Annotated in this window: 11 protein-coding genes; 1 reads left to right on the top strand and 10 read right to left on the bottom strand. The window is 39.9% G+C overall.

The genetic code is table 11. From position 1 onward, the window contains the following. Positions 1-287: 287 nt before the first annotated feature. On the top strand, positions 288-1,229 hold the full coding sequence (gene trxB / locus AM608_RS10395) for a thioredoxin-disulfide reductase (protein ID WP_053581695.1): 942 nt from the start codon (positions 288-290) through the stop codon (positions 1,227-1,229). 111 nt (positions 1,230-1,340) lie between these two features. Here trxB and AM608_RS10390 read toward each other — a convergent pair whose 3' ends face one another. The 10 genes from AM608_RS10390 to AM608_RS10345 form a co-directional block, all read right to left on the bottom strand. Beyond that, positions 1,341-3,263: an LTA synthase family protein gene (locus tag AM608_RS10390; RefSeq protein ID WP_053581694.1), complete on the bottom strand. Its 1,923-nt coding sequence runs from the start codon at positions 3,261-3,263 to the stop codon at positions 1,341-1,343. 11 nt (positions 3,264-3,274) lie between these two features. After that, the gene (locus AM608_RS10385) at positions 3,275-3,577 is read right to left on the bottom strand and encodes a hypothetical protein (RefSeq protein WP_009411254.1); all 303 of its coding nucleotides are present in this window, start codon (positions 3,575-3,577) and stop codon (positions 3,275-3,277) included. After that, positions 3,565-4,335, bottom strand: a complete 771-nt coding sequence (gene surE, locus AM608_RS10380; protein ID WP_053581693.1) for a 5'/3'-nucleotidase SurE — start codon at positions 4,333-4,335, stop codon at positions 3,565-3,567. The genes AM608_RS10385 and surE overlap by 13 nt, the downstream gene beginning before the upstream one ends. 100 nt (positions 4,336-4,435) lie before the next feature. Further along, positions 4,436-6,763, bottom strand: coding sequence for a family 20 glycosylhydrolase (locus AM608_RS10375; protein ID WP_053581692.1), 2,328 nt, complete (start codon positions 6,761-6,763; stop codon positions 4,436-4,438). A 17-nt stretch (positions 6,764-6,780) separates the two neighbouring features. Next, complete coding sequence (locus AM608_RS10370; RefSeq protein WP_053581691.1) at positions 6,781-8,247, bottom strand: aryl-sulfate sulfotransferase; 1,467 nt, start codon at positions 8,245-8,247, stop codon at positions 6,781-6,783. A 49-nt stretch (positions 8,248-8,296) separates the two neighbouring features. Continuing rightward, positions 8,297-9,094, bottom strand: coding sequence for a hypothetical protein (locus tag AM608_RS10365; RefSeq protein ID WP_002675362.1), 798 nt, complete (start codon positions 9,092-9,094; stop codon positions 8,297-8,299). Positions 9,095-9,777: 683 nt separating this feature from the next. Beyond that, on the bottom strand, positions 9,778-11,310 hold the full coding sequence (locus tag AM608_RS10360; RefSeq protein ID WP_053581690.1) for a hypothetical protein: 1,533 nt from the start codon (positions 11,308-11,310) through the stop codon (positions 9,778-9,780). 128 nt (positions 11,311-11,438) lie between these two features. Further along, the gene (locus AM608_RS10355; RefSeq protein WP_053581689.1) at positions 11,439-12,938 is read right to left on the bottom strand and encodes a hypothetical protein; all 1,500 of its coding nucleotides are present in this window, start codon (positions 12,936-12,938) and stop codon (positions 11,439-11,441) included. 18 nt (positions 12,939-12,956) lie between these two features. After that, positions 12,957-14,630 carry a RagB/SusD family nutrient uptake outer membrane protein gene (locus AM608_RS10350; protein WP_053581688.1) on the bottom strand — a complete coding sequence of 558 codons (1,674 nt, stop codon included), beginning with the start codon at positions 14,628-14,630 and terminating at the stop codon, positions 12,957-12,959. Between the two features lie 12 nt (positions 14,631-14,642). Beyond that, positions 14,643-17,687, bottom strand: a complete 3,045-nt coding sequence (locus AM608_RS10345) for a TonB-dependent receptor (RefSeq protein ID WP_053581687.1) — start codon at positions 17,685-17,687, stop codon at positions 14,643-14,645. Between the last annotated feature and the right edge of the window lie 174 nt (positions 17,688-17,861).

Here is a 17,861-nt window from a genome sequence, read left to right as displayed (position 1 = left end):
GAGATTGTGTTTCAGAAATTAAACAAAATTGATTTCAAAATTAAAATAGCATCAAGACTGCGCCTTGTGAAATAACAATGCAAGATTCAACTTTGCCAAAGGTCGTAGCACGACGGGCGATTAACTTTGGCAAAGTGTATACTGCAAAAAAGACTCATCATCAGAATTATTTATCAAACTGATATTAACTTTTAATTTCGTGTGTTTGCTCTAATTGACAAATTGGCAGGTTTGTAGATTGGTATTATTTTTGTAGTTTTGCACCCTAATTAAAAGAAAAAATTACTATGGCAAACATTGAAAAGATAAAATGCCTAATTATAGGCTCAGGTCCTGCGGGCTATACTGCCGCTATTTATGCCTCTCGCGCCAATCTTAACCCTGTGCTTTATCAAGGCGAACAACCTGGTGGACAGCTCACTACTACTAACGAAGTAGAGAATTTTCCGGGATATCCTGAGGGAGTAATGGGTAGCGAAATGATGATGCAGTTAGAGCAACAAGCTAAACGCTTTGGGGCTGATATTCGCAACGGCTGGGTGACTAAGGTAGATTTTTCGGCTCACCCCCACAAAGTATGGGTAGATGACCAAGAGCTCCACGCTGATGCTGTGATTATCGCTACGGGTGCTTCGGCTAAATACTTAGGTTTACCCTCAGAACAGCACTATTTGCAAACAGGAGGAGGCGTATCGGCTTGTGCTGTGTGCGACGGTTTTTTCTACCGCAATCAACACGTGGCTATTGTAGGGGCAGGCGACTCGGCTTGTGAGGAAGCGCTTTACTTAGCGAACCTTTGCTCGAAAGTAACAATGCTCGTGCGTCGCGATGAGTTCCGCGCTTCACAAATTATGAAGGAACGCGTGCTCAATTCGCCAAAAATAGAAGTGCTTTTCAATACTGAAACTGAAGAGATATTAGGTGACGGACAAGTAGTTACCGGCATTAAAGTGCGCAACAACAAAACAGGGGAGATAAGCGAAATAGCTATCACAGGTTTCTTTGTAGCTATCGGTCACAAACCTAATACCGATGTGTTTAAACCTTATATCGACACTGATGAGGTGGGCTATATTAAGAATGTAGCGGGCACTTCGCTCACCAATGTAGCAGGAGTGTTTGTAGCCGGTGATGCTGCGGACACGCGCTACCGCCAAGCTATTACGGCAGCAGGCTCGGGCTGTATGGCAGCGTTGGACGCAGAGAAATACCTTCTTACTCTTGAATAGCTAAGAGGTAAGAGATAAGAGATAAGAAAGCGCGATGTTTATTATTCTAAACATCGCGCTTTGCTATTTAACCTGCCAGCTATCGCTGGATTTGTTTCTTACTTTTTACCTTTATCGTAAACTAAGCTTATGGTTGATAATTCTATCCATATAGTCTTGCATAAAGGCTTTTAAATCTTTAATACCTTTTTGTATTTCGGCATTGTCTTCTTTGCCTAAGAGATTGTTTTTGAGAGCACCGTCTTCTTTCTTGTACACTCCGTTTACCTTGCCTGTTTCGTCGATGATATAGATGTAATTACCTTGCATCATTTGGTACATAAGTGCATCGGAGATAAAAGCACGGGGCGTTTCATCAGGAAGATTGGCAAACACACTGCGCCCCCAAGAGCGGAAAGGCTTATGGTAACCCATTAGGTCTACTAACGAAGGATAAATATCTATTTGCTGAGCAATATCTGAATTTACCCCCTTTGGCACTAAATTAGGGTTAGGGCTGTAGAACATAATTGCTGCTCCTTTGCCTGTAATAGGCTCTTTGTAAAGGTCGTAATAGATTTGGTTAGGGTGGTCATTGACAAAAGCAAAGATAGTATTGTTATACCAAGGTTGTTTTTTAGCACACTCAAAGAATTGTTTGAGAGCGTAATCGGTATAGCCAATACATTGGTGAATTTCTAAATTGCCTTTAGGAAATTTGCCCTCATATTGCTTAGGAATTTGAAAAGGGTGGTGGGAGGAGAGTGTGAAAATAGTGCCTAAGAAAGGTTGTTTCTTTTGAGAATAAGTCCTGCACATATATTGGAAAAAAGGTTCGTCCCAAATTCCCCAGTGTCCATCGTCATCAGCATCGTTATTGTACTCATTTTTACCATAATAATGGTCGAAGCCTAAGATATTAGAAAAACCTAAGAATCCCATAGAACCATTGGGTGCTGAATGGAAGAAAGAGGTATCGTAGCCCATTTCTTTGGCAATAGACACCAAAGACTGTGTGGGTTGCTTCACATAAGGTGATGAGGTGTAAGCGACTTGAAAAGAGGGAATTCCTGCCAACATTGACGACATTCCGTGTATAGACTGACGCCCTGTGCAATAAGCATTGTCGAGCACAAGTGAATGTTGCGCTAACGAGTCTAAAAAGGGAGTATATGATTTAAAGTCAGGAATATGGGTTTTAGTATTCATACAGCCCCAATACTCTTTACCGAAACTTTCTAAAATAAAGAGGACGACATTGGGCTTGGTAGCTACTTCGCGGTTGTACTGCTTAATAGGTTTTAAACTCTCATTGATGTAGGCTTCATCTACAAAGTGATATTCTTTAAATCCTTTGTTCTTACCTATACTGCGAATAAGGCAAAAAGGTGTATTGAGAATTGCATCAGCCTGAGGAGCTGTATTTACGTGTCGGCTAGCATCGAGCATATTGATAGGGCGTGTATCCGAAGTAAAACCACCGCCTCGTATAGCCATCATTATCAGAGTACCGAAGCCTAAGAAAAATACAGCAGACCAACCAAAATAAGATTTCTTTTGAGCAATAGGCACTTCGACGTTTTTCACGCGTTTATAAAGGAAAACCCAAAGAGCTATCAGTAAAAAGAAGCCTACGAACATATACCAATAGCCTCCTAAAAAGCTACTGAATATTTTCATTTTGTTGTTTTCGTGTTCTATAACTGCAAACGATGCCGAAGTAAGGCGAGACTTGCTAAAAGGGTAGTATGCCATATCAATAAAATTGGTGGCATAAGCAATCGTATTAGGTATAAAGTACGACCAAAAAACTGCTTTCTGAAACTTCTTATGGGTATTTACCCACAAAGGTAGTAAGCTGAGCAGTATGAACAGCAAATTAGTGTACATTATAGCACAGTTATCAAATGCTAATCCATAATAGAAAAGGTCGGATGTGTTATAATCACCCATCAGTCCGCGATTCATATAGATAAACAAACCACGTGCAATGGCATAAAATAAGTATACCAAGAAGATACGGTATAAGAAAACTACATATTCTCTGATTCTCATTGTATTTAATTTTAAGTGAATTGTAATAGCAAAATTATAAAGGCTAATACGCACGAAGCGATAAGTACACCACGTGCGCGTTCGTTTTCATAACGATTGATAAAAAAGAAGAAGATAGCAAGGTCTAACAGGGCTCCTAAGAGTATGAGTTTCCCTAAATATCTCTTGTAATAGGCATCTTGCAAGGTAGTAGCAATACTAAATTTAGAGAAAATAAGCACATAGGCTATCACCCCTATCACATTTACAACAATACCTGCTATAAAACCAATGATTTGGTCTTTGCGTTTTTGATTTATATTTAAAAATCCCATTGCTTTAACTCTTGAATATTTTGGTGAGCCGTAAGGTCAAATTGAATAGGCACTACTGAAATGTAGCCGTTTTCGAGAGTCCATTGGTCAGTATCAGTACCTTGGTCTTCATTCACAAAAGTACCTGTCATCCAGTAGTACACTCTTCCTTGCGGGTTCACACGTTTGTCAAAACTTTCTATCCAGCGCGAACGTGCTTGACGGCATACTTTTACGCCTTTTATTTCTTCCTTCTTGATATTAGGTATATTCACATTCAGTACTGTCCCTTTGGGCAACCCATTAGCGAGTACTTTTTCAGCAATACTTTTGATATAAGAGCGCGCTTGCGAAAAGTCGGCATTCCAACTGGAGTCTAATAATGAAAAACCAATAGCAGGAATGCCCTCAGTACCCGCCTCGATAGCAGCACTCATCGTTCCTGAATATATCACGTTGATAGAAGCATTGGAACCGTGATTGATACCACTCACACAGAGATCGGGCAGACGACCATTCAGCACTTCGTGTTTGGCTATTTTCACACAGTCGGCAGGTGTACCACTACAAGCGTATTCGCGAGTAGCTCCGTTATGTGAGGGCATAGGGTCGCAGTACATAGTAGTATCGAGGGTAACGGCGTGCCCTTTACCACTCTGTGGCGAATCGGGGGCTACTACCACCACTTCGCCTAATTCTTTCATTATGTCTATCAGATAACGGATACCAGGAGCGGTAATACCGTCGTCGTTTGTTACTAATATTAAAGGTTTTTGCATACTAAAAAGTAAAGACGCGTTTTGTAGTCGCGTCTTTACGATGTGCAAAAGTACACAAATTTTAAATAAAAGCAATATTACATATGAAAAATATATATTTTTACATCAGTTGGATTTCATCTACAAATAGTAAGGCTGGTGTGCCTTTACCCTCGTGCCATTCAGGGATTACGGTACCTTTGAGCACTACTTTCACATAACGAGTTTTAGTTTTAGCAAAGTTCAAACTGATAGGCACGCGCTTGATAGGGTCGGTCTTCTGGGCTATCTTCAAAGGTTGCTGAGTGATGAGCTGAAAGTTTTTGCCATCAGCAGAGCTGTAAATAGCGACTTCTGAGGCTGGGAATATCCAGTTAGGCGTATCGGACAAAGAACCTGTTTTGAGATTGCTAATTTCTTCTTCTTTACCTAAATCGATTACTGCTTCCACTCCCACTCGACCAGGAAAGCCCACCCAATGCCCATCGATATAAGAATCTTCACCTATTTGGGCATCTACTAAAGCGGTAGCCCCTCCGAAAGTGTATTTAGGGTTGGTTTCGGTGAGTAATTGTATAGGCTTGTAAGTAGCCTTATTAAATAACGACTGGTAGCTAAACACTCCGCTTATAGTATCTTTATGCACAGCTACTGCCTTTAACAGCACCTCGTTGCTGAGCTTGATAGGCTGGGTATAAAGCGTTTTGGTAGCATCGGGGGTAGTGCCATCGGTGGTGTAGTACACCTTGCCATCGCCTACGGTGAGGAGTTCTACCTGAATGCCATCTTTCTTAGGAGCGGGCTGAATCACAGATGTTACACCCAACACGTGTTTAGCATAATGATATCCCTCTTTTTGGTAGTAATTGAGTAAGTTGCCTAAACGCTTCAAAAAGTCAGCATAGTTCTTTTTCTCTGGGGCTGTCCATTGTACCTCAGCTAAGGCAGCCAAGCGAGGCAAGAGCATATACTGGGCGTGTGCAGGACTCGCGATGTACTCTGTCCACAAATTAGCTTGTGCTCCTAAGATGTATTTACCTTGTTCGGGAGTGAGTTTAGGGTCGATAGGCTCATAGTCGTACACCTTTTTCACGGGGAGGTATTCACCTATGGATAGTGGTTCTTTACTGGGGTCTTCGCCTTGGTTATAGTCGAAATACAAACTGTAATGCGGAGTCATAATAGCGCGGTTGTGGCGTTGTGCTGCGGCTATACCTCCTTCGGTACCTCGCCACGACATTACAATCGCTTCTTGTGAAATGTTATCTCCCTCCAAAATCTCGTCCCAGCCTATTACCTCTCTATTTTTCTTCTTGAGGAACTGCTCAACGCGCGATACCACATAGCCTTGTAGTTTCTGTTCGGCAGTGTGTTCAGCATCGCCTTTTAAGCCCAACGCTTTAATTTTAGCCTGACATTTAGGGCAGTCTTTCCAACGTGTTTTAGGACACTCATCACCTCCTATATGAATATATTTAGAGGGGAAAAGTTCGGTAATTTCGTCGAATACGCCTTCTAAGAACTCATAAGAAGCCTCATTACCGGCGCAAAGTACATCGTCGAAAACCCCCCATTTGGTACCTACTGCATAGTCTTTGCCTGTACAACCCAACTCAGGGTAAGCCGTGAGCACAGCTAAGGTATGTCCAGGGATATCTACCTCGGGAATAATCGTAATATAGCGGTCTTGGGCGTATTTTACAATCTCTTTAATCTGTTCTTGGGTGTAGAACCCACCATAAGGTTTGCCATCAAATTGGTGGGGTTTATCTTTGAGCAAATGCCCAATAAGCGTTTCTTTGCGTGTTGAGCCTACCTCAGTAAGGCGAGGGTATTTTTTGATTTCTATACGCCACCCTTGGTCATCGGTGAGGTGCCAATGGAACTTATTGAGGTTATGAAGTGCGAGTATATCAATGTACTGCTTGATAAAATCTACTGTAAAGAAATGCCTGCTCACATCAAAATGCATTCCCCGATAGGCAAAGCGAGGCGCATCGTCTATCACAGCCGTAGGGAACGCTAAGGATTTAGGTTCTGTTACGTCAATCGACTTGCGCAAGGTCTGTATGCCGTAGAACACACCTGCGGGACTTGCTCCATCAATAGTAATTTGCTCACTTGCTACAGTAAGTTGATAAGCCTCTTGGTTAGGTTTTTTAAGGTCGGTTTTAAGACGAATAACCTTCCCACTGTTCACATTGGGCTCAGTGGCAAGAGTGAGCCCTGTGATTTCTTTAAGATAAGAGGCAAGGAATTGGGCATTCCTTTGTAGTAAGGCATCACCTTGTGGATAGGTAATCACGGTTTGAGCATCGAGCTCAAAAGGTTTCTGATGGGTATAACTAATGGATTGTGGTAGCGGAATTACCTCGTAATGAATTACAGGCTCAGTGCCTTTACAAGCCATAAAACATAGTGTTACTAAACTAAATATAAGTTTTTTCATTGGTGGTGGTTTGATTTTTAATATTTAATAGTTGGGATATATTGTGCTCGATAGAAAGTGAAAGGCACCATAAAAGAACGTTTTATGGTGGGTGTTTCGTTGCGGTCGGTAATGATAATTTGTTTTTTGGTACTCAACGTGATTAGTAGCAAGTCCTCACCTATAAATTGGGCATTGCTACGGTTTGATGAGGCTAAATCTTTGGGAAGAGCTACTGCCATAGGAACTGTTACTGTTTTGCTTTGTTCATTTACTTTATACAAAATAGCTCTCGAGCCCGTATCGGAATCTGAACGTGCATTGTCAATCACTAACACCTCGTTAGGTGCTTTCGGGTTAGCACAGTGCATTCCGTGAGTAAAGTATTTTTTCTCAGGTTTTATGGTGCCATTTTCGCCTATGCGATATAATAACTTCCCTGTTTTACCGTCAATTTTCCAAAGTTCTCCATAACGATTAAACGTCATATAGTAATTACCTTCGCTATCGTAGTTAAAGGAGTTGGCGTGTAGCCAATCTTTTTTTACTCCTTGTATTTTTATATTAGGGTCGGTAGTAGGGTCTACATAATCAAAACAACTCCATTGCTGGGTGATTTCTCCTCTTCTATTCATAATCACAAAACCATCACCTTTTACAATATCGGTAGTTGCACCGCCTTGTGCAGTGAGGTCAAAAGTTTTATCAATATAGGTTACTAATCCTATACTGCCATCGGGCATAGGGCGACACTCGTGATGCACTTCCCGTCCGTTAAGTGCAGGAACAGTAGCAAAGTCTTTTTGAAATACTACCTCCCCAAAGAGGTCTATAATTTTAATACTTTTAGCATTGAAAGTATAAGGACTTCCAACAGGGTAAGCAGGATTGGTAAGAATGTAAAACTGCTGACGCTGTGCATCGTAATTTACGACCAAAGGCTCTTCGGGCACTTGCTCATACCATACTACTACTCCTTTAGTATCTGTCAGATAGATGGCTTTTGTACCATTCATACGGGCATTTGCAAAAAAATAACCGCCTATATCTTCTTTTAGGTCGTCTATCAGTAATGTTGCATTAGGAAGAAAAGCCTCCACACTTTTTGTTTTAAAGGTTTTCACTGCCGACTTATCTCCTTTCTCTGTAATGATTTGGCAACTGTATTGCCTATCGGGTTTGAGGAACAATAGCGTTTTACGTTCTATCCCTTTGCCCTGGTAGGTATTGGTTTGCTGTACTTGTGCCGGATGGTTCACTTCCCAATAAGCTATATGGAAGGACGTTTCCCCGCTGAAAGTAGCAGTTACTTCCGCACGAAGGTTATTCGTCTTGCTCAAAGACACCTCAAAAGCGGTAAGATTACTCTGATACGGAGGGGTAAAAGGGTCTTCTTTTTTAGGGGGAATAGGGTCTTCTTTTTTAGGGATAAAAAGTTCGTCTTTTTTACAAGAAACTAATACCCCCCCTATGATTAAAAACAAAATAATAATCGATTTTCTCATATTTTAAATCTTTCTTGTTCCTATATGTTATTTCAATAAGAAAAAAGCGTTAGTCTTTATCGGGATTTACAGGCTCAATAGCATTACTAAAAGGCTCATATGTCACATAATCCCACAAGGCATAATGGTCTCTGGTAGGAATACGGTCGCCTATAAAATCTATATTCTCTACACTGCAAAAAATACGGAAAGGATACTGTTGCCCATAGTTGAGCTCCGTATGAAGGTGTTGCACCCCATCGATGAGCCACGTAGCAATATAATGGTTATTCTGCGGATTGATAGCTAATTTAATCTGAAAAGTATGCCATTGGTCGCTGTCTATAAGCACCTCAGCATTTTGCTTCCAAGGATTATTCTGGCTGGTCATAAACACCACTACCTGCCCCTCTTTTGCGCCCAACTTCTTCCTGCGTTTGGCATCACCTGAGCCCACTTCAAAATCTATTTCGTGCCCCTCACTGTTATACAAGAAAGAGCCTATACTTGCCCAAGCTCCAGTTTCCATCGGCGGAATGTAAGCGCGCCAAGTGTAAATACCTGCCCCGTAACGGTGTACTGTCTTTTGTTTTTTGCGTTGTTCAGTATGAGCTTTCGTCCATATTTTCAGTGCCCAACCATCTTCGGCGTAAGAATCACTTACCACTTTGGCATAAGTTTCTTTGTCCTTCCCTTGTGGGTAATCCTCGTCCTGATTACCTAATAACCAACCGTCAAGCGTTTTAAAATCCCATCGCATCACTTTGGTTTTATCAATGGTCACCTCAGGAATATCGCTCGATTGTTTGCTACAGCTTACAAAAGCTGTCCAACACACTGCCATTAAAAATAGATTTACTCGTTTCATATGCTTTTATTTTTTCGTTTTTGCTTTATTTAAAATTCTCTTTTGCTTTATTGTTTCTTCGCTATTCCTTCTCCGTTTCTTCGTTGTTTCTTCGTTGTTTCTTCGTTCATTATTCGTTATTGCATCGCTACACTCCACCTTTTCCGTCATACTTCCCCTAGTGCCTATGGCCTAAGACCTCACACTTCCCCATTTACTAATTTTCTAATTTACTAATTTCCTAATTATCCCTTCTCCTTTTCCGTCATACTCCCTCCTAGTGCCTATGGCCTAAGACCTATTGCCTATTCCTCTTTCTTTCGCCTCGAAACCCCGTTTTTGCCGTTTTTTGCTTTGTTGTATTACAGTATTAATCAATTACTTACATACCCTTTCTATACCAATCGTCCAAGATTCGTATAAGCTTCCTATAAGCTCTCTATAAGCTAATCCCACCCAATTTACAGCTCATCTTTTACCTTTTATCTAAATTCCTTCTTTTGAAAATCTCCGTTTCCTTCCGAAAAGCTCAAAAGCTCATTATCCTAATAATTTTTCACTTTTCACTATACAAACTGGTGTGAGGGTTGTAATGAATACCGTTTTAACTAACAACAAAGCAATTCTATTAATATTCTATAAAGGTAGATAATTACAACCCCTTTACCAGCCATTTATAAAAGCAATATGTAAGTCTCGTTTTATTAGCGAGGTTTATAAGAATAAGGATATGGTTGATATGTTACATAATCCCATAAGCCTACAACATCTTCTGTAGTAGGACGTTCTCCTAAAAAGTCTAAGTTCTCTACACTACAAAATATATGAAATAATTTTTCTTGTCCATAGTTTAGTTTTGACTTATAACGGTCTACTCCATCTATAGCCCAAGTAATGATATAGTTCTGACCATTAATAGCTTGATTTATTTCCAATCTTATCTGAAAAGTATGCCACGATCCTTTATTTACCCTATCAACTGTAACAATCTCAGTATCGTGATGTAGTTCTGGATTATTTTGGCTTGTAATATAGGCTATCAACTGATTGTTTTTCGTTGCGTGAGCTTCTCCTCTTTTTTTAATAGTCCCTGAACCAACCTCAAAATCTACTTCGTGTTGGTCATCGTTATAAAGCCAAGAACCTACGCTCACTCTTTCACCAATATTCATTGTAGGAATGAAAACACGCCAAGTGTAAATTCCTGCACCAAACATTTGTTTTGTCTTTAATTTTTTCCGCTCTTTTGTCCCTGCTTTTGTCCATATCTTCAAAGCCTTACCATCGTCACAACCATCTTTATAAACTGATGAACAATGGTCTACATTCTTATTAGGTTCTTGGTTGGCTAAAATCCAATCTGAAAGAGGATAAGAACTAAAGTGCCATCTGTAAGTTCCAACAGGATTATCAGGCTTAGGGTCAGGTGTAGGCTTAGGTGTAGGTGTAGGAACTACAGCTCCACTATTGGGCGTATACTTAACATTATCCCATACACCTGTTGTAGGAGTGTTAGCAGGTCTATCACCTACTTTTGGTAAGTTCTCTACACTACAAAAGATATTGAAAAGGTTGTCTTGACCATAATCAAGTGTTCCTTCCAATTTATCCTTTCCTTCCCTTCCATCTACTGTAAGGATAGCGTGATAATTACCATTCACTAACTTCAATTCTATCTTAAACCTATGCCAATCTTGTTGGGTAATAGCTATCTTTTTAGTAGCCATTCCGTAACCACCCAATTCTGCTATTACTTGATTATCAGTAAGTCTCATTTGAGAGCGTTCCGCATTCTTTCCTGAATAGACTTTAATAGCCAATTCGTGACTGTCATCTTTGTAAAGAAAGCAATTCACACTTGTTTGGGCTCCTTTCTCCAATTTAGGAACATACAATCTCCATTCATATACTCCCGCTCCGTATTGTCTTACAGTTTTGAGTTTGTTGCGTTGCAAAGTGTTCGCCTCTGTGTGAATAATAAGTCCACCGTTTGTACAGCCAGGGCTATGTTGTATCTTATAGCAATTAGGCTTACTGTTCTGATTGGCTTCTATCCAATCGTTAGAAGGAGCATCAAACTCCCAAAACATTACCCCTTTTTGAGCCTGTTGTGCAGCATTAAGCGATTGCCCATCGCTTGATGTAGTTGTTGCGTTGCGGGTAGTTTCCTCAGAATCTATCTTACAACCAACATAGATGAACAAGGTCATCAATGAAAAAATAAATGTTTTTTTCATACTAAAATCATTAAGTTGTATGCTTTATTCTTAGTTTTCTCTTTAAGAAAAAGAGGCTGTCTCGTTGTTGGAGGTGAGACAGCCTCAGAAAAATCAATTTGCCATTTATAGATAAACATCGATTACTACTAATAGGCGGTATATTCAATAAAGTTAAACTTCGTTTCTAAGTGTTTTGTAAGAGCTTTATCGAGTTTAGCCCATTTCATCCAAGGTCTATTAGCATCTGCTTCGGCTATAAAGAAGAACTTAAATTCATCTTCACCATAATTTGCAACTAAAGTTTTTAATACCTTACCATCAATAGAGTAAACAATAGTATACTTGTTATTTACTTTTTTAAGGTCGATGGTAAGTTTGTAGTCTTTGTTAGCATCTAATAAGCCAACATATTCATCTACCGCAGGTTCAGCTCCTTGTATATATAGCAATAACTGATTGGGTTTAGCTCCTAAGCGAGCACGATCCTCTTCTGAGCCTATACGAGCCATCATTAAAAAGAAGCGTTCGGTTGCTTTCCCTTTTTCATCTTCTACATAATAATAAAGATTAGCTCCTGATTGGAATTGAGTACCCGCAGGAATGGTTGATACATCGGGGAAGCGGACAGACCACGTATATTTTCCATAGCCCATTTTCATACCCAACTTGTATTGTACCTTAGCAATAGTATTACCACTATCTACTCCTAACACCAATTTACCACTATCTACTTTAGCAATACCCCATTTCAACCAATCGTCGGGGAAGCTGTTGAAAGTCCATTTCTTTACTTCTCCTGTATCTGGTTCTGGTTCTGGGTCAGGTGGGTTAAGTTGGTTTTGAGGTTCTGTAGGTTCCATAGAATATGAGTAGGGAGTATAGGCTACATAATCCCACAAGCCATAATTATCTTTATAAGGCCAGCTATCGCCTACAAACTTCAAGTTCTCAGTACTACAAAAGATATAAAAAGGGTGCTCCTGCCCATAAGTAAGTTGCTGAGCGGCACACTTTACATCATCAATAAGCCAAGTAGCAAAATACTTTCCTCCTGCTAATTTTAGGTCAATTTGGAACGTATGCCACGCATTCTTCTTGATTTTTACTTTTTGGTGTAAAGCTGGGTTATCCTGGCTGGTAATATAAGCAATCACTTCGTCATCAGCAGCTCCTAAGGCATCACGGTCTTTAGCCGTACCAGAACCTACCTCAAAGTCCAGTTCGTGTTTATCGCTATTCCACAACCAAGAGCCTATGCTCACACGTTCAGTAGTTCCTAAATCAGAGATATAGGCACGCCAAGTGTAGAGTCCTGCTCCGTATTGTTTTTTAGTTTTGAGCTTTTTACGCTCTTTGGTACCTGCTTTAGTGAATATTTTCACTACTTTACCATCTTCAGCTTGTGTATTGCTTTCCACTGAAGTTTGTGAGATATTAGCCTGTTCTCCTTGACTGGCATTAAGCCAATCGTTAGTATTATCAAAGTTCCACTTCACTTGTTTAGCAGTAACCAAACTGCCTTCTTGTGGAGTTCCTATCTCACTGCGTGGGTTATCGCTAAAACGCCCATCTGCATCGCTCTTGTCGCAGCCTATCATACTAAGCATCGCAACAGCCATCAGTATTGGTTTTGTATAGGTTTTCATATGAGTTTACATTTAAGATTATTGTTCTCTAAAAGAACGGTTGTTTTGTAGGTCAGGAAATTTGTTACTATACACCCCTGGTATAGGGTAATACCTACGTTTGTCATAAGGTTTAAACGGATTGCTGAACTTAGGATACACTTTCCATTCAGGACTCAAATCATAAGGATTTTTTACTACATTAGGGTCTCTTCTGGCATTTAGATTGGCCTCTTTAGTTTCCAATTTCTGTTTAACAAGATCCATATAAGCATCTAAGCGGTCTTTCCATAATCCCATACGGATAAGGTCTACACGACGAACTCCCTCCATATTAAGCTCAAACAAGCGTTCATCACACAATTTACTACGCATATCTTCTTTAGAAGCAAAGTTTGCCAAGGTATAATTGTGGTTGCTATTTTCAAAAGCTCTCTCACGGATTTTATTAATCAAATCCACTGATTCTTGAGTAGGTCCATTGAGCTCATTAAGAATTTCAGCTTTGCAAAGCAATACATCAGCATAACGCAATAAGATGAGGTTATTAGGTGTATTATAATTATAGGTTCCTGGTTTGGTATATTTGTACTTTTTAGTATATACCGCATCATTCTCTACTATTTGCGGATTACTTTTTTCATTCCTAAGCGTTCCTACTTCATTAAGTTTAGGAGATATGTACTTTATAGGTTTTCCGTACACGTTGTTGAAAGAAGTTACAATAAGCTCTTTGAGGCGTTGGTCATCACTATCAAACTTCCAGTACAATTCCAGAGGCATATTGATATTGTTCCAGCCCATATCATATTCCCAAGGAGTGAAATACAAAGCTAAATCTGAAGAACCTGAGGGCACTTTATCACTTGCTCGTATAGCAAAGATAATCTCGTTATTATTTAAGGTTTCAGGCTTAGAAGGGTCGAACACATCAAACACTTTAGCTTGTAAGGCGTATTTACCTGAGGTTATCACTTGGTCTGCATACATTAAAGCAGCTTGCCAAGCAGCGGTAGCATCTTTACCTTCTTCACGCAAACGCCCTGCTTTACGCATATTAAGACGCATCAAATAGCCATAAGCCGCACCTTTGGTAGGGCGACCTGAAGCTCCCTCTGTTGCAGTACCCCATTCATCGGGAAGGTTATTAGTAGCAATGAGCAAATCTTGTTCTATTTGGTCATCTAATTCCTCAACAGTAGCCAAAGTAGGGTTAGCATCAGCTTCGTAGAAACCATTTGTTATCAAAGGTACTCGATAAAAAGCATTGGTAAGCTGATAGAAGGCAAAAGCGCGCAAAAAGTGGGCTTCGGCTAAGAGCTCTGGTTTCTTATCGGCGGTTTTGAAACGAGATTCGGGAATCATTGAGATATTGTCAATAGCAGTATTGGCACAACCAATCATTTGCCAGTTACCATTGTAGCATCTCGCAAGTTCTACGTTGCCAGAGAGACCATTTTCATTGTATATCTCGAAAGCAATACCATCTTTAAAACAGTCATCAGTAGACATATCGTTGATGTAGAAGTTGCTTGTGTGTGTAGCCCCAAGAAGGTAACGATAAATTCCGTTTACACCTTCTTGTGCATTTTCTTCGGTAGTATAGGCGTTATTGGCATTGTAAACCGAAGTTAAATCTTCTTTGAGTTCACAAGCGGTAAACGAAAGTCCTAAAAGACCTACCAATGTATATAGTTTATAATTCGTTTTCATTATTCTTTTGCGTTAAAAAGTTAATTTCACTCCAAAGTTAATGGTTCTGTAAGCAGGATAAGAGTTTAAATCCAAACCTTGTGCAATAGCACTACTACCATTGGTACTGATATCGGGGTCGAAACCTTGGTATTTAGTGAAGGTAAGCAAATTTTGACCTCCTACAAACACACGCATTGTTTTAAGAGTTTTCATATTCCATTGACTGCCTGTGAAGGTATATCCTAACTCAACATTGCGCAATTTTACGAAATCGGCATCTTCTACAAAACGAGAGTTCACATAAGAGCCGTATTGCAATTTAGCTGTTTTTTGATAACCATTACGAGGCACACTGTTAGAAGCGTGCGCTTTTGTCCAACGGTCAGCTGAATCTGAAAGACGATTATTATCTTCCAAATAAATACGAGTTAAGTTAAGCATCTTGGCTCCTAATGAGGCTTCAAAGAAGAAAGAGAAGTCAAAACCTTTATAGGTAAAACTATTGTTAAGACCTATGATAGTTTTAGGGATACCAGTACCCAATACAGTACGGTCTTTTTCGTCTATTTTACCATCACCATTGAGGTCTTTAAACTTAGGGTCACCGGGTGCTGAGTTAGGCTGTGGTGCATAAGTTTCACCTTCTTGAAGGATACCATCGAACTCATAACCATAAATAGCACTGAGAGGTTCTCCTTCTTTGAGCATCATATATTCTTTTTCGTCATAAGAACCGTGAGGACGTATATACTGAAAACGTGGTTTTCCATCGTTGAGTTTCAATACCTCACTGCGGTTATGAGAGAAGTTAAATGCTGTAGTCCACACAAAATCGTTTTTATTGATATTGGTAGATTTGATAGCCACTTCAAAGCCTCGGTTTTCGATCTCACCATCGTTTACCATCATTGCGGTATACTCAAAACGGCGACCGTCATTCACATAGTTAGGGAAACCTCCTGAAGGGTGAATAGGGTCAGGGTTTAACAAGTCGTGAGTGCGTTTAATATAATAATCGAAGCTGGCTTCTACTCTACCAACCACTAAATCGATACCGGCATTCCATTGTGCAGTGGTTTCCCAGCGGAGTTTTGGATTGTAGGGATTAGAAGGATACATACCTTTAGAGTTCACGTCATTACCAATATACACATCGCGTACAGAGTATTGGTATTGTGACAAACCAAAGCGGATACCATCGTTACCACTAAGTCCATAGCTAGTGCGCAATTTAATACGAGAGAAAAGAGGTTTAGCAAATTTCATAAACTCTTCTTCACCTAAGTGCCAAGCGATAGACCCCGCAGGAAATATACCCCAACGATAGTCAGCACCAAACACTGATGAACCATCGGCACGAACTGAAGCGTTGATAATATAACGGTTATTGAAGATGTATTCGGCACGACCGAAAACAGAAGCTTTTTTGATTGAGGATTCACCTGAACCTATCCAATCTAAATGTTGGGCAGCTCCAATATTTTTGAAAGAGAATACATCGGAAGCAAAACCATAGGCTTGCACTTCATCTCCTTTACCTCTTTGATAAATATAGGAAGTACCTGCGGTTACTTTTACATCGTGTTTACCTTCCATTTTAGGGTGATAAGTAGCCACACCTTCTATTTGGTGTTTTACGTTTTCTTCGTGACTGAGGAATGCTTGCCCTTTGTAAGACTGACCTATAGAAGTAGAACGGTCATAATACTTTTCAGTTTTTAAATGGTCATAAGCATAGGTATAACGACCATTGATAGTAAGTGAAGGCAACAAATCAATATCGGCATAAGCGGTTGCATACATTGTATTAAAATGGCGATAGAGTTGTGCTCCGCTCATTTCTTCGAACACAGCAGGACGACGGTCTTTAGTTCCAAATACATCGAAACCTTCTTTATTTTTCCAAGGTTCCAAATTAAAGATACGATACATAATGTTTTTATCAGAAGAGACTGTACCCATATCTAAGAATTTCTTTTTAGATTTGGAAAAACTCATATTAGCACCCGCTCTTACTTTCGGACTTATCTTGTACTGCAAATTGATACGTCCTCCATAACGATTATAATCGGTATTGAGCAGAATACCAGGCTCGGTAAGGTAGTTACCTGACATAAAAGCAGATAAGCGGTCAGTACCTCCTGATACAGAAAGTTGATGCAATACAGTAAAAGCATCGTGAGTGGTTTCTTTGAGCCAATCGGTACCTTTACCGCGATAGGTAGCTTGTTGAGCTGTCCATTTGCCATAAGCGGCGTCTTGGGTTTGTTCATATAAGCGACGGGTAAGTGCTATGGTTTCTCCAGCATCGAGCAAATCCCAAGGATTATACATATTCTTATAAGAAGTTTGGTTAGAGTACTCTACATTGAAGCTACCTTCTTTACCTTTTTTAGTAGTAATAAGGATAACCCCATTAGCACCACGAGCTCCGTAAATAGCAGTAGTAGAGGCATCTTTTAAGATTTCGATTGATTCGATGTCGTCTATACTGATTTGCGACATATTATCTGTTTGGAATCCATCGATTACATAAAGTGGTTCGTTATCGGCACTTACTGAAGAAGCGCCACGTACACGGATAGATACATTACCACCAGGCTCGAGTGAGTTTTGGCGCACTTGTACTCCTGAGGCACGACCCTTTAACATCTGTGACATATCGGCTACCACCCCTGCTTTTACATCATTGGTCTTGATGGAGGTAATAGCACCTGCTAAATCACGTACTTTGGTAACGCCATAACCTACGACCACTACTTCGTCTAACTTTCTTTGCTCTTCGGCAAGAGCAATATTCAAAGGTGAAGGTGTATTGGCGGTTACTTTTACATTTTGAGTTACATAACCCATAAATGAGACTTCTAAGGTTTGCCCTACCGATACCTCTATGGTATACTTACCGCTCATATCGGTACTGACACCCTTACTAGTTCCTTTAATTACTACCGAAGCACTCATTAGGGGCTCTTTGGTAGTAGCATCGCTGACAGTTCCACGGATAGTGCGTTGTTGCGCATAGCTCCAACTCACTAATAAGAACAACAGAACTGATAAAAATAGATTTCTTTTCATACAATGGTTGTTTGTTCGTTTGTTTTCGTATGGTTTTGATGGTTCAAAAGTACAAAATAGTTGAAAAAAAGGAGGTTTAAAATCGTCTATAAAAGGTTTAAAATCGTCTAATGAGTTTTAAGATATTCATAATCAAAGGCTAAAAAGAAGCTCTAAGAAAGTAATAAAAAGAAA

The organism is Capnocytophaga sp. oral taxon 323, from assembly GCF_001278825.1.
In the GTDB taxonomy this organism is placed as follows: Bacteria; Bacteroidota; Bacteroidia; order Flavobacteriales; family Flavobacteriaceae; genus Capnocytophaga; species Capnocytophaga ochracea.
The sequence above is the reverse complement of the archived record's forward strand: the minus strand, read 5'-3'. Positions and strand labels throughout refer to the sequence as shown.

What these genes read in the sequence shown, in the direction of transcription:
- trxB (WP_053581695.1), top strand. Translation starts at nt 288, where the DNA reads ATGGCAAACATTGAAAAGATAAAATGCCTAATTATAGGCTCAGGTCCT.
- AM608_RS10390 (WP_053581694.1), bottom strand. Translation starts at nt 3,263, where the DNA reads ATGAGAATCAGAGAATATGTAGTTTTCTTATACCGTATCTTCTTGGTA.
- AM608_RS10385 (WP_009411254.1), bottom strand. Translation starts at nt 3,577, where the DNA reads ATGGGATTTTTAAATATAAATCAAAAACGCAAAGACCAAATCATTGGT.
- surE (WP_053581693.1), bottom strand. Translation starts at nt 4,335, where the DNA reads ATGCAAAAACCTTTAATATTAGTAACAAACGACGACGGTATTACCGCT.
- AM608_RS10375 (WP_053581692.1), bottom strand. Translation starts at nt 6,763, where the DNA reads ATGAAAAAACTTATATTTAGTTTAGTAACACTATGTTTTATGGCTTGT.
- AM608_RS10370 (WP_053581691.1), bottom strand. Translation starts at nt 8,247, where the DNA reads ATGAGAAAATCGATTATTATTTTGTTTTTAATCATAGGGGGGGTATTA.
- AM608_RS10365 (WP_002675362.1), bottom strand. Translation starts at nt 9,094, where the DNA reads ATGAAACGAGTAAATCTATTTTTAATGGCAGTGTGTTGGACAGCTTTT.
- AM608_RS10360 (WP_053581690.1), bottom strand. Translation starts at nt 11,310, where the DNA reads ATGAAAAAAACATTTATTTTTTCATTGATGACCTTGTTCATCTATGTT.
- AM608_RS10355 (WP_053581689.1), bottom strand. Translation starts at nt 12,938, where the DNA reads ATGAAAACCTATACAAAACCAATACTGATGGCTGTTGCGATGCTTAGT.
- AM608_RS10350 (WP_053581688.1), bottom strand. Translation starts at nt 14,630, where the DNA reads ATGAAAACGAATTATAAACTATATACATTGGTAGGTCTTTTAGGACTT.
- AM608_RS10345 (WP_053581687.1), bottom strand. Translation starts at nt 17,687, where the DNA reads ATGAAAAGAAATCTATTTTTATCAGTTCTGTTGTTCTTATTAGTGAGT.